This window comes from Nonomuraea sp. NPDC003707, from assembly GCF_053587055.1.
In genome coordinates, this window is record NZ_JBSFNK010000010.1 from 183,974 (window position 1) to 206,728 (window position 22,755).

Here is a 22,755-nt window from a genome sequence, read left to right on the forward strand (position 1 = left end):
CTCAGGATGATCGCGTGGTGACGTCGAGCACCACCTTGCCGGTGGCGTGGCCGTCCTCCACGAGCGCGAGCGCGTCGGCCGCCGCGGCGAACGGGAACACCCGGCCCACGCGCGGATCCAGCTTCCCCGCGACCACGAGCTCGGCCAGGGCCGACAGCGTCCCCGGGTCCCCGGTCCGCGAGAGCGGGCGCGCGCCGAAGCGAGCGGCAGTCTCCTCGCCGGCCACGGTCAGCACGCGCGTACCGGCGGTGAGGACCTCCGCGACACCATGGAGGGCCTCACCGCCGACCAGGTCGAGAACGGTGCCGGCGCCCTCGGGAAGGAGCTCCCGCAACCGGCCCGCGACGTCCTCGCGATCGTAGGCGACCGCCGTGGCGCCGAGTGATTCGACGAACGCGCTCTTCGCCCCGCTCGCCGTGCCCACGACGCGTACCCCGTCCATGACCGCGAGCTGGGCCGCGACCGTGCCGACTCCCCCGCCGGCGCCCAGGATCAGCAGCGTCTGACCGGGGGCCGGGGCGAGGGCGGCGAGCCCCTCGTAGGCGGTCCCCGCCGCGATCGGCAAAGCCGCAGCGTCGGTGAAGCTCAGCCCGTCCGGCATGCGCGCGGCCCGGTCCTCCGGCAGCACCGCCAGCTCGGCGTACCCGCCGCTCCCGCCGGCCGTGCTGCCGAAGACCGCGTCCCCGACGGCCGGCCGGGTGACTCCGGGGCCGGTCCGCACCACGGTCCCGGCCACCTCGCGCCCGAGGATCGCGGGCAGGCTCAGCGGCAGGAAGGCCCGATGCATGCCGGCGCGGACCTTCCAGTCCACCGGGTTGACGCCGGCCGCGCGCACCTCGACGAGCACCTCGCCCGGTTGCGGCTCGGGCGCGGGAACGTCGAGGTAGCGCTGGACATCCGGACCGCCGTAGTCGATGAACCCGTAAGCGAGAGGCATGGTCAGGGACGCTACCGACCGGGTGCGAACCGGGGTGAAGGCCTGTTCCGGTCAGCGAACCGGCGCGGGAGCCGCCCGAATCGTCCGGCTCTAGGGTTTGAGCCCACCACCTGAAGAACGGTGACTCCGCGTCCGGCAACAATTCGGGCAATTAGTACGATGCCCGACACCTCGTTACACCGCACGCCCCCAGATTGTCTCGAGGAGTACCTATGTCACTGACGAAGTCAGTATGGCGCCGTCGTCTCGCCGCGGGCGCCACCGGCGCGGCCATGCTCGCCTCCGCCGCGTGCAGCGCCGCCAACCAGGGCGCCATCGGGAACTCCGCGAGCGCGAGTACAGGCCCGGTCCGCGGGGGCGGCACCCTCATCGTCGCCCAGACGAGCGACGCCGACCCGGGTTCGTTCCTCAAGACCTCCTTCGGCAACGTCGTGGCGGAGTACGCGGTCTTCGAGACGCTGACCCTCATCGACGGCAAGACCGGGCAGCCCAAGGGCGTCCTGGCCGAGTCGTGGACCCTGGCCCCCGACGGCAAGAGCCTGGACCTCAAGCTCCGCGACGACGTGACCTTCCACAGCGGCCGCAAGCTGACCGCGGACGACGTCGTCTTCGCCATCCAGAAGGTCCAGGACCCGGCCACCGGCGCGGCCAACCAGTCGATCGCCGCCCAGATCTCCGACATGAAGACCAAGGGCGAGCACGAGCTGACGCTGACGTTCAAGCAGCCGCTGCCGAACATCTTCGACCTCTTCGAGACGATGCCCATCCTCAACAAGGACTCCTACGGCGACTACGCCGCGGGCACGAAGGTCGACGGCACCGGGCGCTTCACGTGGAAGTCGTGGACTCCCGGCGGCAAGCTGGTGCTCGGCAAGTACGCGGGCTACCGCGACGCGGCGGGCACCCAGCTCGACACGATCGAGATCAACCTGATCAAGGACCCGACGGCCATGGTCGCGGCCATCCGCAGCGGCCGCGTCCAGTACGGCGTCGGCATGGCGGCCCTGGACGCCAGGACCCTGAGCCAGCAGCCGGGCTTCTCCCTCGTGACCTCGGGCGGCGCGGCCATCCCGCTGGCGTTCGACGTGACCAAGCCGCCGTTCGACAACAAGGCCGTGCGCCAGGCGGTCCATTACGCGATCGACCGCGACCGCATCGTGCAGCAGGTCATGGGTGGCCAGGCCGACCCGACCAACGTGCCGTGGCGGGCCTCGACGGTCGGCTACGACGCCGCCCAGGCCAAGCAGTACACCTACCAGCCGGACAAGGCCAAGCAGCTGCTGGCCGAGGCGGGGGTGAAGAACGTCTCGTTCGACGTGCTCACGCTGAACTCGCCCGAGGCCACCGGCGTCTTCCAGATCGTCAAGAACAACCTGGCCGCCGTGGGGCTGAACGCCAACCCGGTCGTCGTGCCCGTGGCCGACTACGACGCCAGGATCGCCAAGAAGGACCTGGGCGCCCCCGCCTTCCTCATGCAGAACAGCAACGGCCTGTCCCCCGCGACCGCCGTCGTGAGCCGGCCGGAGCTGCTGGCGGACGGCAACGTCTCGCACTTCAAGAGCCCCGAGTACACGAAGCTGGTCAAGGCGGTCACCAGCGCCAGCACCACGGAGGACCAGCAGAAGGCCCTGGGCGACTACGACGCCTACTTCATCGACCAGGCGTTCGTGCTCCCGCTGGTCACCCGCCCCACCCTCACCCTGCGCGCGAACTCCGTGAACGGCATCAAGTCCACGCAGATGGGCTTCCTCGACCTCAGCCAGGCCTGGCTGTCCAAGTAACCGGAGGCAGGACGATGGTCCGGTTCCTGATACGCAAGCTCCCTTCGCTGGTGTTCGTGCTGCTGGCCAGCTCGATCGTGGCCTTCGCCCTGCCCCGGCTGGCGCCGGGCGACGTGGCGGTCACGCTCGCCGGAGCGGACCCGACCGCGGCCAACATCGCCGCGATCAGGCAGCAGCTCGGCCTGGACCGCCCCCTGGTGATCCAGTACGCGGACTGGATGGCCGGGCTGCTCCAAGGCGACCTCGGCCAGTCCTACCTGCTGCGACGCAGCGTCGCGAGCCTCATCGGCGACCGGCTGGGGAGCACGGTCGAGCTGGCCGCCCTGGCCACGCTGCTGGTCATCGCGATCGGCACGGCCCTGGGCGTCGTGGTCGGCTCGGTCCGCAGCCGCTGGGCCCGGGCCGGCCTCGACCTGGTCAACAGCGTCCTCGTGGCCGTCCCGTCGTTCGTCACGGGGCTGGGGCTGATCCTCGTCTTCGGCGTGCTGAACCGCTGGCTGCCCGTCAGCGGCGAGGTCGCCTTCCTCGACAACCCGGTGATCGGCTTCCAGTTCCTGATCCTGCCGGCGATCGCGCTGGCGCTGCCGCCCGCGGCGGTCGTGGCCCGGCTGCTGCAGGCGGAGATGCTGGTCGCCAGGAACGAGGACTACGTGGACCTCGCGCTCAGCAAGGGAGCCTCGGGCGCCCGGATCACGATCCGGCACGTGCTGCGCAACAGCGTGGGCACCGCGGTGGTCGCGGTGGGCCTGCAGGTCGGGAACCTGCTCGCCGGCGCCGTCATCATCGAGGCGATCTTCAACCGCAACGGCCTCGGCCAGCTCGCCGTCTCCAGCGTGCAGACCCGCGACTTCACCGTGCTGCAGGTGCTGATCCTGGCCGTCGTCTTCGTGGCGGTGATCTGCCAGATCCTCACCGAGATGATCCTGGCAGCACTCGACCCCCGGATCACGTTGGGAGCGTAGGTATGGCAGATATTCCACTCGAAGGGGGAATCCCGCGCGCACGCCGGCTGAACCCGACACTGGCGCGCTACCTGTCGGCGTTCCGCACGCCGAAGGGCGTCATCGGGCTGTCGATCCTCGCCGTCATGAGCCTGGCCGCCCTGCTCGCCCCCGTGCTCTTCCCCGGCGGGTACGACGAGCAGGGCCGCGAGGCGCTGACCGGGATCTCGGCCGGGCACATCTTCGGCGTGGACGAGTTCGGCCGCGACATCTTCGTCCGCAGCGTCTACGGCCTGCGCATCGACCTCAGCCTGATCTTCACCGCGGTGCCGCTCAGCATGGCGATCGGGGTCCTGCTCGGGCTGAGCGGCGCGCTGTCGGAGCACCTGGGGTCGGCGGTGCAGCGGCTGCTCGACGTGATCATCGGCTTCCCCGGCCTGATCCTGGGGATCTGCCTGGTGGCCATCCTGGGGCCGGGCTGGCCGGCGCTGTTCCTGACCATCCTGATCAGCGGACTGCCCACGGCCGGTCGGCTGGCCCGCGGCGCCTGGCTGGCCCAGCAGAGCAGGGAGTACGTCCTCGCCGCCCGGGTGCTCGGCGTCTCCCGCCCGCAGCTCCTGGTCCGGCACGTCCTGCCGAACGCCATGGACTCGGCCGTCGTCAACGCGGCCGTGTGGATGGTCGTCGGCGTCTACATCGAGGCCGGGCTGAGCATCGTCGGCCTCGGCGTGCAGCCGCCGACGCCCTCGCTCGGCGTGCTCCTGAACAACGGGCTGCGGTTCGTCACCCAGTCCCCCACCTACATCGTCGGCCCCGCCCTCCTGCTGCTCCTGGTGGCGGTGGGCTTCAGTCTGGTGTCCGACGCGCTCAACGAGGCGGTGAACCGCCGGTGACCTCCACCGAATCCCTGGCCCCCGTGACGGCGAAGGACGTGCCGTTGCTGCGGGTCGAAGGCCTGCGCACCGAGTTCCGACTGAGGAACGGCGGCGTCAAGGCCGTCAACGACGTCAGCTTCGACATCTACCCGGGCGACGTGCTCGGCATCGTCGGCGAGTCCGGCTCGGGCAAGTCCGTGACGGCGCGCTCCATCATGCGCATGCTGCGCCCGCCGGGCGAGGTCGTGGCCGGCTCCGTACGGCTCGGCGGCGAGGACCTGCTCGCCCTGCCCGAACGCGAGATGCGGCGCCGCCGCGGCAGCAAGGTCGCGATGGTCTTCCAGGACCCGCAGGCCGCGCTCAACCCCGTCATGAAGGTGGGCGACCAGATCGCCGAGGCCATGACGCTGCACGGGGTCGACAGGCAGACCGCGCGCAGGCGCGCCATCGAGCTGCTCGACCAGGTCGGCATCCCCGACGTCCGGACGAAGATCGACCATTACCCGCACCAGTTCTCCGGAGGCATGCGCCAGCGCGTCGTCATCGCGATCGCCCTGGCCAACGACCCCGCGCTGCTGATCGCGGACGAGCCCACGACCGCCCTCGACGTGACCATCCAGGCGCAGATCCTGCGCCTGCTCGCCCGGCTGCGCACCGAGCTCGGCATCGCCATCGCGATCATCACCCATGACATGGGGGTCGTGGCCGAGCTCTGCACCGACGTCGTCGTCATGTACGGCGGCCGCACGGTCGAGAAGGGCACCGTCGAGCAGGTCTTCGAGCAGCCGCGGCACCCCTACACCGCGGCGCTGCTGGCGGCCATGCCCCGCCTCGACGACGACCGGATCGGACAGCCGCTGCCCGCGATCCCGGGAGCGCCGCCCGACCCGGCCGCGCCGCCCCCCGGCTGCCCGTTCGCCCCCCGGTGCCGCTTCACCGAGGACGTCTGCGAGCACGAGCCGCCGGAGCTGCTCCAGATCGGCACCGACGGCCAGTCGGCCGCCTGCTTCGTCGCGCAGCGCGCCACCACCGACGTCTCGGTCCGCGACCCCGAGCCGCCCCCCGCCGACATCTCGGTCCACACCCCAGAAGCGGCCGTGGCGGACGCCACGACGCCCGTCCTCGAGGTGCGCGACCTGCGGATCGACGTCGGGTCCCGGCGGCGCGGGCTGTTCCACCGCGACCCGCCCGTGTACGCGGTCGACTCCGTGAGCCTGTCGGTGCACGCCGGCCGCACGCTCGGGCTGGTGGGCGAGAGCGGCTGCGGCAAGTCGACGCTGTCCAGGAGCATTGTCGGGATCAACCGGGTCTCCGGCGGATCGGTCCTCGTCGACGGCGCCGACGTGAGCACGATGGGGCAGGCGGATCTCGGGCGGGTCAGGTCCTCGGTGCAGTACCTGTTCCAGGACCCGTACGCGTCGCTGAACCCGCGCCGCACCATCAGGCAGTCGCTGTCCGAGGCGCTCGCGTTCAGAGGCGTCGGCCGGCGGGAGCGCGAGGAGGCGGCGCGGTCGCTGATGGCGCAGGTCGGGCTGCGCGCCGAGCACCTCGACCGCTACCCCCACGCGTTCTCGGGCGGCCAGCGCCAGCGGATCGGCATCGCCCGCGCGCTGGCCAGGCAGCCGCGCGCGCTCATCCTCGACGAGCCGGTCTCCGCCCTGGACATGTCGATCCAGGCGCAGATCATCAACCTGCTGGAGCAACTGCAGAACGAGCTCGGGCTCGGCTACCTGTTCATCGCCCACGACCTGTCGGTGGTGCGGCACCTCAGCGACACCGTCGCGGTCATGTACCTGGGCCGGATCGTCGAGTACGGCGACGCCGCCGACGTCTACGGCAACCCGCAGCACCCCTACACCGCCGCCCTGATGTCGTCCTCACCCGTCCCGTCGGTCTCCGCGCGCACGCGCGAGCGCATCGTCCTCCCCGGCGACCTGCCCAGCCCTGCGAACCCGCCCTCGGGCTGCCGGTTCCGCACCAGGTGCCCGATCGGCCCGCTGGTCAACCCGGAACGGACAATCTGCACGGAGATCGACCCTCAGCTCACCCTCACGGCCACCGGCCAGCGGGCCGCCTGCCACTTTGCCGACAACGGAAAGGAAACCGAATGACCGCGAAGATCGCGCTCAACCCGATCCAGTGGATGGCCAGCGCCGACGGCTGGCTGGACCCGTCGCTGGCCCCCGCGCCGAAGGAGCTGCTGACCCAGATCAAGCGGGCCGGGTTCGACCACGTCATGTCCGAGGTGCCCGCCGGCCTCGACGTCGAGCAGTACCAAGCGCTGCTGGACGAGGTCGGCCTGGCGCTCGCGCCCGGCTACTTCCCCTGCCGCTCGGACGGCAGGGACGGCAACGAGGACACCGTCGTGGCCGCCGCCGCCGAGGTCGCCCGCACGCAGGCCAGGCTCGGCCTGACCGAGATCGGCCTGGGCCTGGGCATGGGCAAGGAGGCGCCGCGCGTCCTGAACCCCGCGCAGGGGCACGACGCAGACCCCTCGCGCGTCGAGGCGGTGACGGAGCTGATCGGGCGGATCTGCGACGCCATGGTGGCCGAGGGCGTCCGGCCGTGCCTGCACCCGCACGTCGGCACGTGGGTCGAGACCGAGGAGGAGGGCCGGGCGGTGCTCGAGGCCCTGCCGGAGTCCCGGCTCGGCTTCCTGCCCGACACGGGCCACCTGGCGTGGGCGGGCGCCGACGTCGCCCGGCTCGTGAAGGACTACGCCGAGCGGATCCCCTTCGTGCACGTGAAGGACTGCCGGCTCAGCGTCGCCGCCGAGGGCCGCGAGAAGGGGTGGGACTACCGGCAGACCGTGCTCGCGGGGCTCTGGGTCGAGCCCGGGCGGGGTGAGCTCGACCTGACCGGCATCATCGGCAACCTGCCCGACGCGTTCGACGGGTGGCTGATGGTGGAGGTGGACCGGCCCGACATCGCCGACCCGTACGAGAGCGCGCAGGCGTCGGCCGGCTGGATGCGCACCGCCTTCTGAGGATGATCGTCAGCACTCCCGCTCGACGGCGCGGGAGATGCCGTCGGCCGCCGCGAACAGCCCCGGCAGCAGCCGCTTCGCCACCAGGCGCGACAGCGGCGCGGCGGCCGACACGGACGCGAGGACCGTTCCATCGGCCCCCGCGACGGGCACGGCGATGCTGCCGAAGCCCAGCAGGATCTCCTGCCTCTCGATGGCGTAACCCCGTTCCCTGACGACCGCGAGCTGCCGGCGCAGGTCCTCCACGGACGCGACGGTGCGCGGTGTCAGGCGCGGCAGGCCGGTCCGGGCAAGGCGGCGCAGCCGTTCCTCGAGGTCGGGGAGGTTCGCGAGCAGGGCCTTCCCCGTCGCCGTGCACGCCGCGGGCAGGCGCCCGCCCACCCGGGAGTGGGTGTTCACGTTCTGCTCCCCGGCCACCTTCTCCACGTAGAGCACGTGACCGCGGTCGAGGACCGCCAGGTGGATGGTCGCCCTGGTGGCGGCGAACAGGTCGGTGAGGAGGGGCCGGGCCACGCGGCGCAGCACGGCGGAGACCGGCACCCGCTGGCCCAGCTCGAACATGCGCATGCCGAGCTGGTAGGAGTCCCCCTTGCGCTCCAGCAACCCCCATTGCACCAGCTCCTGCGCCAGCCGGTACGCCGACGCCTTCGGCACCCCCGAGCGCCGGCTGAGCTCGGTGAGCCGGAGCTGAACCGCCCCCGACTCGAACGCCCCGAAGATCAACTGAGCCTTGCCGAGCACCGAATTGGGGTATTCCTCCTCATCGTCGGGGCCGGCCGCCGCCGCCACGAACACCTGTGAGGACATCGGAACTCCCCTCGCGACCACTTTCCATTTGTCCCATGAATAGTGCAGAACGTCTGGAATGTATAGGTTTCGCCGGGCGGACCGATGTAAAGATCAGGTGACGACCCGGCATGAGGGAGGACCCCTTGGACATCACGGCGCCGCCGCGTTTCGGGTACGCCGACTCGCCCTTCGGTCAGCTCCACTACGCCGAGCAGGGCACGGGCCGGCCCCTGCTGCTCCTGCATCAGACCCCCCGATCGTGGGACGAGTTCCGCGAGCTGATGCCCCTGCTGGCGCCCCACCGGCGCGTCCTGGCCATGGACATGGTCGGCTTCGGCGCCAGCGCGAAGCCCCCGGCGCCCCACACGATCGAGCTGTTCGCGGCCGGTGCGCTGGCGCTGCTGGACGGCCTCGGCATCGAGCGGGCCGACGTGCTCGGCCACCACACCGGCGGCGCGGTGGCCGTCGAGCTGGCGGCGTCCGCACCGGAGCGGGTGGGCCTGTTGGTCCTGTCGTCGGCCCCGTGGGCGGACGCCCGCTACCGCGCCTCCCACGCGCACGGCCCGGGGGTGGACGAGGCCGAGCCGTCCCCGGAGGGTGACCACCTGGTCAAGTTGTGGCGGCTGCGGCAGCCGTACTATCCCGAACCGGTCACCGGCCTCCTCGACCGGTTCGTCCGCGACGCCCTCGCGCCGGGGGTCGATCCGGCGGAAGGTCACCGGGCGTGCGCGCGCTACGTCATGGAGGACAGGATCGGCCTGGTGACGGCGCCCGTGCTGCTGCTGGCGGGCGCCGCGGACCCGTTCGCGCTGCCGAACATGACCCCGCTCCGGGAGCATCTCACCGGGGCGGCGAGCGTGACGTCGGCCGTCGTCGAGGGCGGCACGATCCCGCTCATGGAGCACAAGCCCGCCGAGGTCGCGGCGGCCGTGGCGGCGTTCCTGACGGCCTGATCAGGTCCGGCCGCCGTCGGCGGCCATGATCGACTTCGTGATGCGCCTGCTCACCATGCTGAGCAGGCCCACGTACTTGTTGACGTCGGCGCGGAAGGTCGGCGCCGTCACCGACAGCGCGGCGACCATGGTGCCGGTGGCCCCGGTGAGCGGGATCGCCACGCTGAGGTAGCCGACCCGGGTCTGCTCCCGCTCGACGGCGTACCCGGCCTTCCTGGCCTGCTGGATCTCCTGGGCGAGCAGCTTCGGGGCGGTGACCGTGCGCGGCGTCACGCGGGCCAGCGGGGTGGCCACGACGTCGCCGAAGAGGGCCGCCGGGCCGAACGCCAGCAGCGCCTTGCCGGTCGCCGTGCAGTGCAACGGCATGCGCCCGGCGACGCGCGAAGGCCTGGACACCTGGCCGTGGCCGGAGACCTTCTCCAGGTAGATGACCTCCAGCCCGTCCAGCACCGCCAGGTGGATGGTCTCGCCCGTCGCCTGGTAGAGGTCCTCCATGAAGGGCCGCGCCGCCTCCCGCAGGATCCGCTGGCGCGGCACGCGCTGCCCTATCTCGAACAGGCGCATGCCCAGCCAGTATTCGGACCCGCGCCGCTCCAGCAGGCCCCACTGCAGCAGCTCCTGGGCCAGCCGGTGGACCGACGCCTTGGCCACGCCGGTGCGGCGGACGATCTCGGACAGGCCCAGGCTCTCGTCGTCGGGGCCGAATGCCTCCAGGATCAGCCGCACCTTGCCCAGTACGCTGTTCGCCGCCGCGTCGTGCTCGGGTGAAGGGACGATGGCCAGGGGCTTGACGTCAGGTGACGACGGGGAGTGCATAAGAGCCATTGCCCGATAATCGGGCCCATGTCCGTTCCGGACAACGGCCCTGTCTCGCTGAGCGGAACGGGCCCGGCGGCTATCCGAACGTGACGACCGCACGCCCGCGTACCCGGCCCTCGCGCAACAGCTCCAGGGCCTTGGCGATCTCGGCCAGGTCGAACCGCTCGACCTCCACGCCGAGCTCGCCGGAGGCCAGGCGGCCGACCAGCGACGGGGCCACCTCGCGCGCCCGGCGCTCGTGCCGGACCATGTTCACGGGCAGCAGCGCCACGTCGTCGAGCAGCCACGACGGCAGATCGACCGTCACCGACGCGCCCAGCACGTACCCGATGACGACGGCCCGGCCGCCGGGTCGGACCCAGCGCGTGCGCTCGACCAGGCCGGCGCCTCCGAGCGTGTCGACCAGCAGGGACGCCGAGCGCGCCGAGGCCAGCTCCGCGACCGCCGCGGCGTCGTCGGCCGCCACGCCGCGCACCCCCTCGGGCACCCGATCGAGCTGGTCGGAGCGCCCGACTAGCCCGGTCACCGTGGCCCCGGCCAGCCGCGCCTGCTGGGCGACCATCGCGCCGACCGCCCCGGTGGCGCCGGTCACGACGACCTCCTCCCCCGGCTCCAGGCGGGCGACGTCGTGCAGGGCGACGTACGCCGTGGTGGCCGGGACGAAGAACGACGCGGCGACCTCATGGGGCAGCGGCTCCGCCAGCGGGCTGACGGCCTTGGGGCTGACGCTGACCCGCTCGGTCCAGCAGCCGTCGCGCAGCAGGCCCAGCCCGCCCCCGCGCAGGAGCACCTGCGTGCCGGGGGCCAGCTCGTCGGCTTCCAGGACCACTCCGCTGGCCTCGACCCCGCCCACGTACGGGAGGGCCGGCTTCATCGCGAAGGACCCGGTGGCGACGGTCAGGTCCAGATGGCCCAGCGCCGCCGCCTTGACCTCGACCAGCACCCGGCCCGGCTCGTACGCGGGCTCGGGGACGTCCTCCACGACGGGGGCCGCGCCCCACGCGTGGAAGCGCGCCGCGCGCGTCATCGGCCCGACACCTCACCAGAGATCCGGCCCGAGAAGCCCGCCGCCGAGCTCTTGGCCAGGAAGGACAGGCTGAGCGGGTTGTAGCGCGCGGCCTGCTCGTGCTGCGGCCAGTGGCCGCACTCCTCGAACAGCTCCAGCTGCGAGCCCGCGATGGCCTCGTGCATGGCGGTCGCCTCCGGCACGTCGCCGAACGGGTTCTTGCGGCCCCAGACGATCAGCGTCGGCTGGGAGATCCCGGCCAGGTCGCCGGGGCGCAGGATGTTGCGCTGCCGGGTCTCCATGTCCTGCAGGCAGAGCAGGTTGTCGACGCCTGCCACGAACGCGGGCTCGTGGTAGATCGCGTGGCGCACCTCCACCAGCTCCTCGGTGGCGTCGGCCGGGTCGGCCATCAGCAGCCGCAGCCGCTTGCGGGTGAGCTCCACGTCGTCGCTGAGCACGGCCTCGCGCGTGCTCGTCCTGATGCGCTCCATGACCTGCGGGTTGGCGACCGTGCCGCCCGCGCAGAGCAGCTGCAGGCTCGCCACACGGTCGGGGTGGTCGATCGCGGCGCGACCGCCGACCCAGCCGCCCAGTGACTCCCCCACGATGTGCGCGCGCTCGATGCCCACCGCGTCGAAGTACGCCAGCAGGTGCTCGACATAGCGCGGGATCTCATACGGATAGTCCGGCTTGCCGGTGTAGCCGTGGCCCAGCATGTCGATGGCGTGGCACTCGTACTGCTCCGCGTGCGCCGCCAGGTTGCGGGTGAACGCCTCCAGGTGCCCGCTGGTGCCGTGCAGGAACACCACGGGCTCGCCCGATCCGGCCCGCAGGCTGCGGGTCGGCACTCCCCCCGCGTCCACGTACGAGACGCTCAGGCTCAACGGGCTCAACTCGGTCCATATGGTCATCGTCACGTCACCTTCAACGGTCGAGAGCGGGTTTGTCCTGGTTGATGCGGTGCACCTGGGTGTTGCTGCGGGCCGCGAGCAGGCGGGCGAGGAGCACGGCCAGCACGACGGCGGGCGCGGCGATCAGCAGTCTCTTCATCGGCCCGCCCCCGCGAGGAATCCGGTGACCACGGCGTGGTACGCCTCGGGACGCTCCTCCTGGAGGTGGTGTCCCGCGTGGTCCATGACGTACAGGTTGCCCCAGGGCACCATGCGCGCCAGCATGAGCGGATAGTCAGGCGTCAGGAACGCGTCCTGCATGCCCCACATGAACAGCGCCGGCGCCTGGATCTCGGCCAGCTCGGCGGTGAGGTCCTGCCATTCGCCGCGCGGCGAGTCGGACATGGCGGCCAGCGCCCGCTCCTCCGGGTCCAGGCTCTGCTCGTAACGCAGGTCCAGCGTGGACTCCGGCAGCCGGTCGCCGTCGTACCACTCCAGCCGGGTGATGAGGTCGCGCATCTTCTCCCGCGTGGGCCCCTCGCCGCCGTAGTAGACGTCCCGCGCGTTGCGGCCGCGCCGGCCGCCCTCGGGCAGGGGCGCGAGCGGGCCGTAGAAGACCGGCATGCTGCCGGTGATCACCAGCGAGCGCACCCGGTCGGGGTAGCGGGCGGCCAGGCACAGCGCGATGGTGCCGCCCCAGGAGTTGCAGACGAAGTCGGCCCGCTGCACGCCCAGCGCGTCCATGAGCGCGACGGTTCTGGCCGCGTGGAAGTCCCACATCGGGCCGGTGATGACGCACTTCTCCGACTTGCCGTACTGCAGGATGTCCACGATCAGGCAGCGGCGCTCGGCGGCGAACAGCGGCGCCACCGGGCCGAAGTCGCTCCATCCGGTGCAGCCGGGGCCGCCGCCGTGCAGGAAGATCGTGTCCGGTCCCGACCCCAGGTCGAGGTAGTGATATTTGACGCCGTCGGCGTCGGCGTACGAACCGCTGGGCGGTTCCATGGCGCCTCCTCAGTCGTTGGTCTCGTCGATCTCGGCGCGCGTGCGCGTGACGGTGTCGGCCGCCACCCGCAGGAGCACCTCGCACAGGCGGCGCATGGCTCTGACGTCGACGGTGTTCATGCCGAGGGCGAAGTCATCGGATACGGCCTTCGGCATGCCCACGCGGGCCGTCGGGATCCCGCGCGCCCGCAGGATGTTGGCGTCGGTGGCGCCGCTGTTGCCGTCGATGGGCTCGTGCGGGCGCCCGTTCACGCTCTCCCAGGCGCGTACGGCGCTGCGCACCACCCAGCTCTCCGGCGGCGTGCGTGTGCCCGGGACGGCCAGCACCATCTCGACCGTGAGCTCCGTGCCCAGCTCCGCCGACACCTGCCGGACGTACGCCGCGAGCTCCCGCTTGGCCTCCAGCGGCGTCGTGCCGGGCGCGATGCGCAGGTCGAGGCGGATGCGGCAGGCCGCGGGCGTGACCGCGAGCATGCGCTCCCAGCCGCCCGCGATCGACCCGACGATCCCCTGGGGGGCGGCGGTCGCGGTGCGGTGCCGCTCGGGGTAGTCCGCCAGCCACCGTTCCAGCCGCGTCACGACCTCGGCGGCGGTCACGATCGGGTTCCGGTACGGCAGGCGGTGCCGGCTCCCCGCGTACGTGTGGGTCCCCGGGACGACGATCTCGAACCAGCACAGGCCGACCTCGTCGTGCGCGACGAAGTCCCCCGGCTTGGCGATCACCGCGTGGTCGGGCTGCCAGCCGCGTTCGAGCAGGAACGAGCAGCCGACCCCGTGGCCCGTGTTCGCCCGGCCGTCCGGGGCGATGGCGTTGGTGGGCATGCCGCCGGCCCCGAAGGCCACCAGCAGGTCCCCGGCGAGCTGCGGGCGCAGGGCGGCCAGGGCCTCGCCCACGACCAGGACGCACGCGGCGTGGCCCTTGGGGTTGCTCGCGCCGAGGCCGCTGACGTAGGGGCCCTCGCAGCGGGCCTCGGCCCGCATGTCGGGACGCAGCTCCGGGCCGATCCAGGGCACGTCCAGGTCCGGGTCGCCGGTGGTCAGGGTGTCGATCGGGGCGTACAGCATGAGGTCGGCACCCGTGCCGTCGCCCCTCAGCCGGCCGACCGCGTTGGCCTGGCCGTCGTCGATGCGCTGCGCGTGCGCCTCCAGGCCCGCGGCGGCGAGCCGGTCGGCCAGCCACCGGGCCAGCGGCGCCTCGCCGCCCGTGGGGCTGGCGATGGAGGTGACGTCCACCGCCGCCGCGCGCAGCCGGTCCTCGTTGATCGACGCGAGGGCCTGCCGCACCAGCTCGTCGCGGTTCATGACGCCGGCTCGATGACGGCGACTCCCATGCCGGTCAGCCACTCCGGCATCGGCTCGTACGCCAGCCTCCGCCCGGGCGCGAAGCCCAGCGCCGCCGCCATGGCCAGCCACGACCGCAGCTCCTGGCCGCCGTTGCCGGCCGCCTCCTCGATCTCCGCCGTGGACAGACTGGCGTAACGCTCCAGCTCGCCCCGCTCCAGCGCAGCCAGGAACTCCTCGTCGAACTCGGGGAAGATGACCGGCCGCGCGGCGGTGATGATCTGCCGGCGGCGCGCGTCGTAGCGCTCCCAGTCGCCCCGGCCCTCCCGCCAGGCCTCCACCAGGAACTCCTCGTCCGGCCCGTGCGGGTCCTGCCACCGGCTCGGCCACGGCAGCCGGTGCGAGAGCCCGCCCGAGGCGATGACCGCCACCCGCAGTCCCTCGGGCAGCGACTCCACCGCGGCGGCGAGGTTGCGCCCCAGCTCGGCGCAGCGCCTCATCAGGGGCAGCGGCGTGGCGAACACGTTCACCACCAGCGGGATCACGGGCACGTCGAGGTCGCGCAGCAGGTACTGGACGGCGTGGCTCTGGCCGTGGTCGATCTGCAGCTTCGCCGAGATCGCCACCTCGGTGCCCGCCGCCACCAGGGACTCCGCGATGCTCTGGGCGAGGTCGGGGCGGGTGCGCTGCGGGCCCGACGGCGTGCCGGACTCGCCGGACGCGATGACCTCGTCCACGCCGAGGGTGAAGGCGGGGATCAGGTCCAGCCAGAAGCCGCGGAAGTGGTTCGACCCGATGATGACCGCCACGTCGGGACGGGCCGCGGCGAGGGCGTCGCGGGCCGTGCCGAGCGCGTCGCGGAAGCGTTCCGCGCGGTCCTTGTGCTCGACCTGGTCCCAGTGGGTGTTCATGAGCGTCGAGTGGGACGCGCCCACGCCCAGGACGATCCGGCCCATCAGCCGAGGTCCCCGGAGATCTTGAGGCGTTCGGCGCGCTCCTCCGTGATCTCCTCGGCCAGCTTGCGCCACTGCAGGAGCGAGTCGTCGGGACGGTAGAGCCGCTCCGGCGGCGCGTCGGTCACCTCGACCATCCACTTGTCCTGGCCGGAGAACTGGCCGTGGAAGAGCCAGCGCACGGCGCCGAGGTATTTGGCGTAGAAGGGCAGCGTCCTGATGCCCTTCTCGAAGTTGGCCATCACGCCGACGTAGAGGTGGTTGTCCGCGTCGACCGGCACGTAGAACTCGTAGTGGATGAAGGTCGGGTAGACGATGCGCAGGACCCCCGGCATGCTGACCGAGGCGAACCCGGGGAACTCCTCGGCGGCGATGGCCGGGTTCACCTTGCGGTGGCTGCCCGTGTTGCCGATGTTGGCGACCTGCTTCGGCGGCTTGAGCTTGAACCACGCCTGGTTGTTCCATTTGCCCAGGCCGGGGAAGTCGGCGTCCCAGTGCTGGGCGTCCTGCACCCGGTAGATCCACCGGCCGCGGCGCACGATCCGGGTCTCGTTCCACACCGGCATGGCCTTGAACAGCCGCCACAGCGCCGTGCGGTGCAGGTATTTCGCGTGTCCCTCGTCGTAGCCGTTCTCGCAGGCGAAGCGCCAGTTGCCCACGCGGGACTGGATGCGCGCGCCGATCACGGCGGGGTTGTCGCGCAGTTCCTCGGGGAGCTGGTCGTCGATGGGCGGGGCGTCCTCGCCGTCCCCCACGAAGATCCACACCATGCCGAGGCGCTCCTCGACCTCGTAGGTGGGCTGGGTCACCTTCCCGCAGATCGGCGACTGTGGCCCGTCGGTGATCACCGCCTTGAGCGCGCCGGTCTCCAGGTCGAACGTCCAGCCGTGGTACGGGCAGGAGATCGTGCCGGGGAACTGCTGGTTGCCGTAGCTCAGCGGCACGCCCCGGTGCGGGCAGCGGTCCTTCAGCGCGTAGACCTTCCCGTCATCACGGATGACGACGATGCGCTCGCCGAGCAGGGTGATCGCCTTCGGCTTCCCGGTGATGTGCGAGGAGAACGCCACCGGATACCAGTAGCCGCGGAACCCGCTGGCCGCCGCCTGGTAATGGGGCCAGCTCGACCAGTCCTGCCGGCCCGGCAGGCGGCCCCGCCGCGATGGCCGGCGCCTGGCGTCTCCCCCGATCGCAGCCGGCGTACCCGCCTCCGCACTCATTCTCGCCTCCGCTTCCATGGCTTGTCCGCGGCTCCCGATGCGCCGCGACACGCAGTTCACCACCCGCGGGGCCGAGCGGCCCAGTGCGGCATCCCGCCCAGCGGACCGTGTCCCGCTGAGCGAGCCGTGTTCCGGTCAGCGGGCCGCGACCCGCGGGCAGGCGCCCGGGCCCTGTGTAGCTTCCGTGGCCGGAAAGGAGAGCGACGTTGGAGATCGAAACCGATATCGCGATCATCGGAGCGGGGCCGACCGGGCTCTACGGCGCCTACTGCGCCGGGTTCCGCGGTCTGCGCACCGTACTCGTCGACGCGCTGCCCCAGGTCGGCGGGCAGATCTCGGCACTGTACCCGGAGAAGGAGATCCGGGACGTGGCCGGCGTCCCCGGCGTTCTCGGGCGTTCGCTGGTGGCGGCGCTCTCGGCCCAGGCGGCCGCGTACGACCCCGTCCACCTGCTCGGGCGGCAGGCGGTGGAGCTGCGCCGCGACGCGGACCCGCGGCCGGTCGTGGTGCTGTCCGACGGCACGGCGGTCCGCGCCGGGGCCGTCGTGCTCACCTCGGGCATCGGGACGTTCACCCCGCGTCCGCTGCCGGCCGGCGAGGAATGGCTCGGCCGGGGGCTGACGTACTTCGTGCCGGACCCGTCCGCGCACGCCGGCCACCATGTCGTGGTCGTGGGCGGTGGGGACAGCGCGGTCGACTGGTCGCTGACCCTGGCGCCGCTGGCCAGGTCGGTCACGCTGGTGCACCGCCGGGCCGCGTTCCGCGCGCACGCCGGCGGCGTCGCGGCCGCCCGCGCGGCGGGGGTCCGCATCGTCGTCGACAGCCAGGTCATCGGCCTGTCCGGCGCGGAGCGGGTCGAGCGGGCGCACCTGCGCACGCGCGGCGAGGCCGACAGGACGGTGCCCGCCGACTCGGTCATCGCCGCGCTGGGGTTCATCAGCGATCTCGGCCCGCTCGCCGGCTGGGGGCTGTCGCTGCGCGGCAGGTCCGTCCTGGTCGACCAGCGCATGCGTACGGGCCTGCCCCGGGTGTACGCGGCCGGCGACCTCGCCGAGTACGACGGCAAGGTCCGCCTCATGTCGGTGGGCTTCGGCGAGGTCGCCACCGCGGTGAACAACGCCGCCGTCGAACTGGACCCCGAGCTGTCCCTCTTCCCGGGGCACTCCACGGAAAGCGTCTGAGCACAGGAGAGATTCATGAGCTACGTCATCGGCCCCGCGTGCGTCGACGTCAACGACCGCGCGTGCGTGGACGTGTGTCCCGTCGACTGCATCTACGTCGGCGACCGCAAGAGCTACATCAACCCCGCCGAGTGCATCGACTGCGGGGCGTGCGAGCCGGAGTGCCCGGTGGACGCGATCTTCGTCGACCGCGCCGCCCGGGGCGACGAGACGCGCACGCTCTTCCTCGACGACGCCAAGGCGTTCTTCGCCGAGGTGCTGCCCGGCCGCGACGCGCCCCTCGGCACCCCGGGAGGCGCCCGCAAGGTCGGCGACCTCAACGCCGACACCGCCCTGGTGACCGGGCTGGTGCCCGGCTACGGCGCCTGATCAGCGGCCGGTGAACCGCGGAGGGCGCTTGTCCAGGAACGCCTGGAGGCCCTCCGCGGCGTCCTGGGTGTGGATCAGCTCCAGGACCGCCTGCCACTCCAGCTCCAGCGCGTCGTCGAGAGGCAGGTCGTACCCGGCCTCCACGACGCGCTTGAGCAGGCCGATCGTCGTGGTCGGCCGGGCCGCCAGGTCCTCGGCGTGCCCGGCCACCACGCGGTCGAAGTCGTCGTCGTCCGCCACCACGTCCACCAGCCCCAGGCCGAGGGCCTCGGCGGCGGACAGGCGGGCGCCGTCGATCATCAGGCGCTTGGCGCGATGCGGGCCGAGCAGGCGCGGCAGCCGCTGGCTGCCGCCCGCTCCGGGGAAGAGGCCCAGGCTCGTCTCGGGGAAGCCGATGGTCGCCGAGGAGGCCAGGATGCGCAGGTCGCAGGCGAGCGACAGCTCGGCCCCGCCGCCCAGCGCGTGGCCGTTCATCGCCGCGATCACCGGCTTGGGCGCGCGTTCGAGCAGGCGCTGAACCTCGACCCAGCGGCGCATCTTGACGTGGTTGGCCACGGACAGGTCGCGCATCACGGCGATGTCGGCCCCCGCGACGAAGAAGCGACCGGTCCCGCGGATGACGAGGCAGCGGACCGAGGTGTCCTCGGCCAGCGGGGGGATCACCTCCAGGAACTCCTCGATCAACGCCGGGTCGACGGCGTTGGCGGGCGGCCGGTCGATGACGATCGTCGCCGTCCCCCCGTCCCTCCGCACATCCAGATATTTCGTCATCTGCGCTCCTATTCCAGTGCGCCGGCGTCCCGCAGCCGGGCGAGCTCTTCGTCGTCCAGATCGAGCAGGTCCTTCAGCACGCGGTCGGTGTGCTCGCCCAGCAGCGGGGCGGGCGCGGTCAGCGCTCCGGGGGTGCCGGACATGCGCACCACGATGCCCTCGTGCCGTACCGGGCCGATGAGCGGGTGCTCCAGCACCGGGTAGAAGCCGCGCGCGGCCAGGTGCCCGTCCGCCTCCACCAGGTCCCGGCCGGTCGCGACGACGGCGGCGGCGACGCCGAGCCCCTGCAGCTCGGCCGCCAGCGCCTCGCCGTCGCGCTCCGAGCACCAGGCCGCGAGCGCGGCGTCGATCTCGTCCTCGTGGCGGCGCCGCTCCTCCAGATCCGCCGAGGCCGGCTGCGGCAGCCCGGCGTGCGCGGCCAGCCGCCGCCACTCCTTGTCGCCCTGTACGGCCAGCGCGATCCAGCGGTCGTCGCCCCTGACCGGGTAGACGCCGTGCGGGACCATGCGCGGATGCCGGTTGGGCCGGGACACCGCACGGCGTTCACCGAGCTCCGCCTCCAGGACGGCCGGTCCCATCGACGCGGCCATCGCCTCCAGCTGGGAGAGGTCCACGTGTCCGCCGCGCCCGGCCGCGACCAGGTCCAGGACGGCGAGCACGGCCGAGTTGGCCGCCACCATGTCGCCGAGCCCGAACGTCAGCCCCTCCGGCGCCTCGCCGGGATCGGCGGTCTCGCTGGTGAGGCCGGACATGGCGGCGAGCGTGTCGGCGAAGGTCACCGCGCTCCGCCAGGGGCCGCTCTGCCCGACCCCGGCCATCGACACCAGGATGACGCCGGGCCGCAGCTCCGCCAGCCGGTCGTAGGACAGCCCCCACCTGGCCAGGACGCCGGGGCTGAAGTTCTCGATGACCACGTCGCACTCAGCGGCCAGGCGCCGCAGCACCTCGAGGCCGGGCTCGGTACGCAGGTTGAGGGCGACGCTGCGCTTGCCGCGGTTGAAGTTGACGAAGTAGCCGCCGTCGTCGATCCCGGCATCGGGACGCAGCCGCATGGACGGGGCGAAGCGCGTGGGGTCGCGCCGGTGCCGGGATTCGATCTTGATGATGTCCGCGCCGTGCTCGGCCAGCGTCTTGGTGGCGTACGGGCCGGCCAGCACCCAGGTCAGGTCCAGGACGCGGATCCCTTCGAGCGGGCGCGCGCCGGGCCCGCGGACGCCGTCACAGCGGCCCCGGGGGCGTTCGCTCCGCCAGGGCGCCTCGGCGGGGGCGGGCCGCGGCTCGGTGAGGCGCACCGGACGGGGCAGGGCCGCGAAGGGGAACCCGACGTCCGTGACGCCGTCCTCGGGCAGGCCCGCGCCCAGGACGCGGGCGAAGAACCCGCGCTCGGCGAGCTGCGGGTTGCCGGTCAGGCTCGTGGCCGTGGAGACCTCCGCCCACGGCAGCGCCCGGGCCCGCCCCTGCTCCGCGAGGGAGGCGGCGGAGCGCCCGGCGACGAACCTGGCCACGACCTCGTCCACGTGCTCGCGCCCCCGCCAGCGGAAGACGGGATCGGCCCACTTCTCCTCCGTCAGGTCCTCCGCCTCGCCGGATTCCGCCATCCAGGCGAGCAGGTCGGTCCACATCCGGTCGCTGCCGGAGTATCCACCCGCGACGTGGCCGTCGGCGGCGCGGAAGACCCGGTGGGCCACGTGTTCGTACACGCCGCCGGTGCGGGACGGGTACCGTCCCGCGTGGATCCAGGCGATGGCGCCCGTCTCCAGCGTGGCGGCCACCGCCTCCTGCGCGGAGACGTCGATGAGCTGGCCCTGCCCGATGCGATCGCGGGCGATGAGGCCGAGCAGCGCGGCGATGGCCGCGTGCGCCCCCGCGAGCTGCGTGGCCTGCTCGCGGGGAGGGGGCTTGGGCGGGCCGCCGGGCTTCCCGCCCAGCCAGGCCATGCCGCCGGCGGCCGCGGCCACGAGATCGTCGGCGCGCCAGTCACGCCGGGGGCCGGTCGTGCCGAACGGCGTGACCACGACGTGGACGGCCCGCGGCCAGCGCGACGTGACCGTGCCGGAGTCCGTACGGACGCCGCGGAGCTCGCCGAACGGGCCGCTCTCCATGATCACGTCCGCCTGCCCGGCGAGCCGGTCGAGCGCGGCGGGGCTCACCGGCGCGCTCACGACCCGCTTTCCCGCGTGCCAGTGCAGAGCCTCCGCCCGTGACAGCCCCGGGCTCCGCGGACGCTCCACGCGTACGACGTCGGCGCCGAGGCCGACCAGCAGCCTCGCCCCGTTGAAGGCCAGATCGTCGGTGAGGTCGAGAACCCGCAACCTCGTCTCCTCCCGTGTGTGCCGGAGGCTCGACGCTAGAGCGCGCGATCGCCGGGGCGCGACCCTGCCGGTCTGTCCAGCGGTCCGCGCGATCAGGCCGTACGGGCGTCCCACGCGTCCGGCGGCACCCCCTGGTCGCGCAGGTCGCCCTTGACCACCTTCGTCGAGGCGTTCCTCGGCAGGGCGTCGAGCACGCGCACGTACCGGGGGACGGCGTGGCGCGGGAGCCGGTCCAGGCACCAGGCGTGCACCTGCGGCGGGCTGAGCGTGGCCCCGGGCGCCGCGGTCACCGCCACCAGCACCTCCTCCTCGGTCAGCTCCGACGGCACGCCCACCGCGGCCACGTCGAGCACGCCCGGCATCGCGGCCACCGCCTGCTCGACGTCCCAGGTCGGGATGTTCTCGCCGCGCCGCCTGATGACGTCGGCGCGGCGGCCGGCGAAATGGAGGAAGCCGTCGTCGTCGAGCCGGCCGCGGTCCCCGGTCACGAACCAGCCGTCACGCAGGGCCTTCCCGGTGGCGGCGGGGTCGCCCGCGTACCCGCTGAAGATCATCGACTCCGCTCGGGGCCGGACGGTGATCTGCCCGATCCGGCCCGCCGGCACCGGCAGGCCGTCGTCGTCCCTGATCACCACCTCGTACTCCGGGACGGGCCGCCCGGCCGCGCCCGGCCGCCGGGTGCCGGGCGTGCTCGCCGCCACGTCGCCGAGTTCGGTGCACGCGTACGCCTCCAGCAGCAGCACGCCGAACCGCTCCAGGAACCGCCTCGACAGCCCCTCCGGCGCCGGTCCCCCGTAGGCGCGGCGCACCTGGTGAAGGGTGTCGGAGCCGGTGGCGGGCGCCCGTTCCAGGATGGCCGCCACGGCGCCCATGAAGTTGAACGCGGTGACCCCCTCCCGCCGGCAGATCTCCCAGAACCGGGAGGCGGAGAAGCGCTGGTGGGCCACCAGTGTGGCGCCGGAGATCAGCGCGGGCAGCAGGCCCGCGTGCCGGACGTTGATGTGGTTCCAGGGGAAGACGTTGAACAGCACGTCCCCCGCCTCGTAGCCCATGGTGCGGGCCACCCGCCGGGCGTGCCGGACCCCGGCGAAGTGCGGCAGCAGCGCTCCCTTGGACCGGCCCGTGGTCCCCGAGGTGGCCATGACGACGGCGGGGTCCGCCGGTCCCGGCCGCCGCGCCGGAAGGCGGTGCGGCGCGGCGAGCAGGTCGTCCAGATCGGCCGAGCCCGGCAGCTCGGCCTCCTCCCGCCCGGTCACGAGCACCACGCGGTCCATCCCCGCGGCCAGCTCGACCAGGCCGGGGTTGGCGCGCACGGCGTCCGTGCCGGCGATGAGCACGCGCGTCCCGGCGGCCCCGGCCAGCCGCCGCGCCGCGTCGAGCCGTACGTCCAGGGCCAGCGGCACCTCCACGGCGCCGAGCCTGGCCAGGGCGAACATCACCTCGACCAGCCGCGGCCCCGGAGGCAGGCACGTGAGGACCCGGTCGCCGCCCGTCACCAGGCCGGCGAGCCCGCCCGCGACGGCGGTCGCCCGCTCCAGGCACTCACCGACCCGCAGCGAGGCGCCGCCCTCGAACCGTACGAGCTCCGCCTCCGGAGCGCCGGCCGCCCGGCGCTCCAGAAGGTCGAGCATCGTCTCCGGCGCTGCCGCGACACCGTCCGTGACACCGTCCGTGACACCGTCCATGTTC

At 72.9% G+C, this 22,755-nt stretch carries 21 protein-coding genes; 8 read left to right on the top strand and 13 right to left on the bottom strand.

The window, feature by feature from the left end:
• Position 1: 1 nt before the first annotated feature.
• Positions 2-937 (bottom strand): NADP-dependent oxidoreductase, encoded by a 936-nt coding sequence (locus tag ACWDRB_RS26760; RefSeq protein ID WP_449897952.1) that lies wholly within the window; start codon positions 935-937, stop codon positions 2-4.
• 212 nt (positions 938-1,149) lie between these two features.
• On the opposite strand from ACWDRB_RS26760, the gene ACWDRB_RS26765 reads away from it, so the two are divergent.
• Genes ACWDRB_RS26765 through ACWDRB_RS26785 form a run of 5 tightly spaced genes read left to right on the top strand, consistent with a single transcriptional unit; the run spans position 1,150 to position 7,520 of the window.
• Positions 1,150-2,718, top strand: a complete 1,569-nt coding sequence (locus ACWDRB_RS26765) for an ABC transporter substrate-binding protein (protein ID WP_449897955.1) — start codon at positions 1,150-1,152, stop codon at positions 2,716-2,718.
• 14 nt (positions 2,719-2,732) lie between these two features.
• The gene (locus ACWDRB_RS26770; protein ID WP_350727485.1) at positions 2,733-3,680 is read left to right on the top strand and encodes an ABC transporter permease; all 948 of its coding nucleotides are present in this window, start codon (positions 2,733-2,735) and stop codon (positions 3,678-3,680) included.
• Positions 3,681-3,682: 2 nt separating this feature from the next.
• A complete protein-coding gene (locus tag ACWDRB_RS26775; RefSeq protein ID WP_364248579.1) occupies positions 3,683-4,552 on the top strand; it encodes an ABC transporter permease in 870 nt (289 codons plus the stop codon).
• Positions 4,549-6,645 carry an ABC transporter ATP-binding protein gene (locus ACWDRB_RS26780; protein ID WP_449897958.1) on the top strand — a complete coding sequence of 699 codons (2,097 nt, stop codon included), beginning with the start codon at positions 4,549-4,551 and terminating at the stop codon, positions 6,643-6,645. Before ACWDRB_RS26775 ends, ACWDRB_RS26780 begins: the two co-directional genes overlap by 4 nt.
• The gene (locus tag ACWDRB_RS26785) at positions 6,642-7,520 is read left to right on the top strand and encodes a sugar phosphate isomerase/epimerase family protein (RefSeq protein ID WP_449897960.1); all 879 of its coding nucleotides are present in this window, start codon (positions 6,642-6,644) and stop codon (positions 7,518-7,520) included. Before ACWDRB_RS26780 ends, ACWDRB_RS26785 begins: the two co-directional genes overlap by 4 nt.
• A gap of 9 nt (positions 7,521-7,529) precedes the next feature.
• Here the strand turns inward: ACWDRB_RS26785 and ACWDRB_RS26790 are convergent, their stop codons facing one another.
• Positions 7,530-8,327, bottom strand: a complete 798-nt coding sequence (locus ACWDRB_RS26790; protein ID WP_449897963.1) for an IclR family transcriptional regulator — start codon at positions 8,325-8,327, stop codon at positions 7,530-7,532.
• A gap of 125 nt (positions 8,328-8,452) precedes the next feature.
• Between ACWDRB_RS26790 and ACWDRB_RS26795 the strand changes: the two genes are divergently transcribed.
• A complete protein-coding gene (locus ACWDRB_RS26795) occupies positions 8,453-9,262 on the top strand; it encodes an alpha/beta fold hydrolase (protein ID WP_449897966.1) in 810 nt (269 codons plus the stop codon).
• Here ACWDRB_RS26795 and ACWDRB_RS26800 read toward each other — a convergent pair whose 3' ends face one another.
• The 8 genes from ACWDRB_RS26800 to ACWDRB_RS26835 all read right to left on the bottom strand — a co-directional run bounded on the left by ACWDRB_RS26800 (position 9,263) and on the right by ACWDRB_RS26835 (position 16,433).
• Complete coding sequence (locus tag ACWDRB_RS26800) at positions 9,263-10,087, bottom strand: IclR family transcriptional regulator (protein WP_350727480.1); 825 nt, start codon at positions 10,085-10,087, stop codon at positions 9,263-9,265. It abuts the gene before it with no gap.
• Positions 10,088-10,157: 70 nt separating this feature from the next.
• Entirely contained in the window at positions 10,158-11,108 is a 951-nt protein-coding gene (locus ACWDRB_RS26805; protein ID WP_363971238.1) for a quinone oxidoreductase family protein, read from the bottom strand.
• Positions 11,105-11,998 (bottom strand): alpha/beta fold hydrolase, encoded by an 894-nt coding sequence (locus ACWDRB_RS26810; protein WP_449897971.1) that lies wholly within the window; start codon positions 11,996-11,998, stop codon positions 11,105-11,107. The genes ACWDRB_RS26805 and ACWDRB_RS26810 overlap by 4 nt, the downstream gene beginning before the upstream one ends.
• Positions 11,999-12,011: 13 nt before the next feature.
• Positions 12,012-12,137 carry a hypothetical protein gene (locus ACWDRB_RS26815; protein WP_355200272.1) on the bottom strand — a complete coding sequence of 42 codons (126 nt, stop codon included), beginning with the start codon at positions 12,135-12,137 and terminating at the stop codon, positions 12,012-12,014.
• The gene (locus ACWDRB_RS26820) at positions 12,134-12,982 is read right to left on the bottom strand and encodes an alpha/beta fold hydrolase (protein ID WP_449897974.1); all 849 of its coding nucleotides are present in this window, start codon (positions 12,980-12,982) and stop codon (positions 12,134-12,136) included. Before ACWDRB_RS26820 ends, ACWDRB_RS26815 begins: the two co-directional genes overlap by 4 nt.
• Before the next feature lie 9 nt (positions 12,983-12,991).
• A complete protein-coding gene (locus ACWDRB_RS26825) occupies positions 12,992-14,284 on the bottom strand; it encodes a M20 family metallopeptidase (protein ID WP_449897976.1) in 1,293 nt (430 codons plus the stop codon).
• Positions 14,281-15,219, bottom strand: a complete 939-nt coding sequence (locus ACWDRB_RS26830) for a DODA-type extradiol aromatic ring-opening family dioxygenase (RefSeq protein ID WP_449897978.1) — start codon at positions 15,217-15,219, stop codon at positions 14,281-14,283. Before ACWDRB_RS26830 ends, ACWDRB_RS26825 begins: the two co-directional genes overlap by 4 nt.
• Positions 15,219-16,433 (bottom strand): aromatic ring-hydroxylating dioxygenase subunit alpha, encoded by a 1,215-nt coding sequence (locus ACWDRB_RS26835; protein WP_364248560.1) that lies wholly within the window; start codon positions 16,431-16,433, stop codon positions 15,219-15,221. The genes ACWDRB_RS26830 and ACWDRB_RS26835 overlap by 1 nt, the downstream gene beginning before the upstream one ends.
• A gap of 206 nt (positions 16,434-16,639) precedes the next feature.
• On the opposite strand from ACWDRB_RS26835, the gene ACWDRB_RS26840 reads away from it, so the two are divergent.
• Positions 16,640-17,614 (top strand): NAD(P)/FAD-dependent oxidoreductase, encoded by a 975-nt coding sequence (locus ACWDRB_RS26840; RefSeq protein WP_449897982.1) that lies wholly within the window; start codon positions 16,640-16,642, stop codon positions 17,612-17,614.
• Positions 17,615-17,629: 15 nt separating this feature from the next.
• Positions 17,630-17,983 carry a ferredoxin gene (gene fdxA / locus ACWDRB_RS26845; protein WP_449897984.1) on the top strand — a complete coding sequence of 118 codons (354 nt, stop codon included), beginning with the start codon at positions 17,630-17,632 and terminating at the stop codon, positions 17,981-17,983.
• Here fdxA and ACWDRB_RS26850 read toward each other — a convergent pair whose 3' ends face one another.
• The 3 genes from ACWDRB_RS26850 to ACWDRB_RS26860 all read right to left on the bottom strand — a co-directional run bounded on the left by ACWDRB_RS26850 (position 17,984) and on the right by ACWDRB_RS26860 (position 22,751).
• Entirely contained in the window at positions 17,984-18,754 is a 771-nt protein-coding gene (locus ACWDRB_RS26850) for an enoyl-CoA hydratase/isomerase family protein (RefSeq protein WP_350727470.1), read from the bottom strand.
• Between the two features lie 8 nt (positions 18,755-18,762).
• A complete protein-coding gene (locus tag ACWDRB_RS26855; RefSeq protein ID WP_449897986.1) occupies positions 18,763-21,066 on the bottom strand; it encodes a CoA transferase in 2,304 nt (767 codons plus the stop codon).
• 92 nt (positions 21,067-21,158) lie between these two features.
• The gene (locus ACWDRB_RS26860; RefSeq protein WP_449897988.1) at positions 21,159-22,751 is read right to left on the bottom strand and encodes an AMP-binding protein; all 1,593 of its coding nucleotides are present in this window, start codon (positions 22,749-22,751) and stop codon (positions 21,159-21,161) included.
• Between the last annotated feature and the right edge of the window lie 4 nt (positions 22,752-22,755).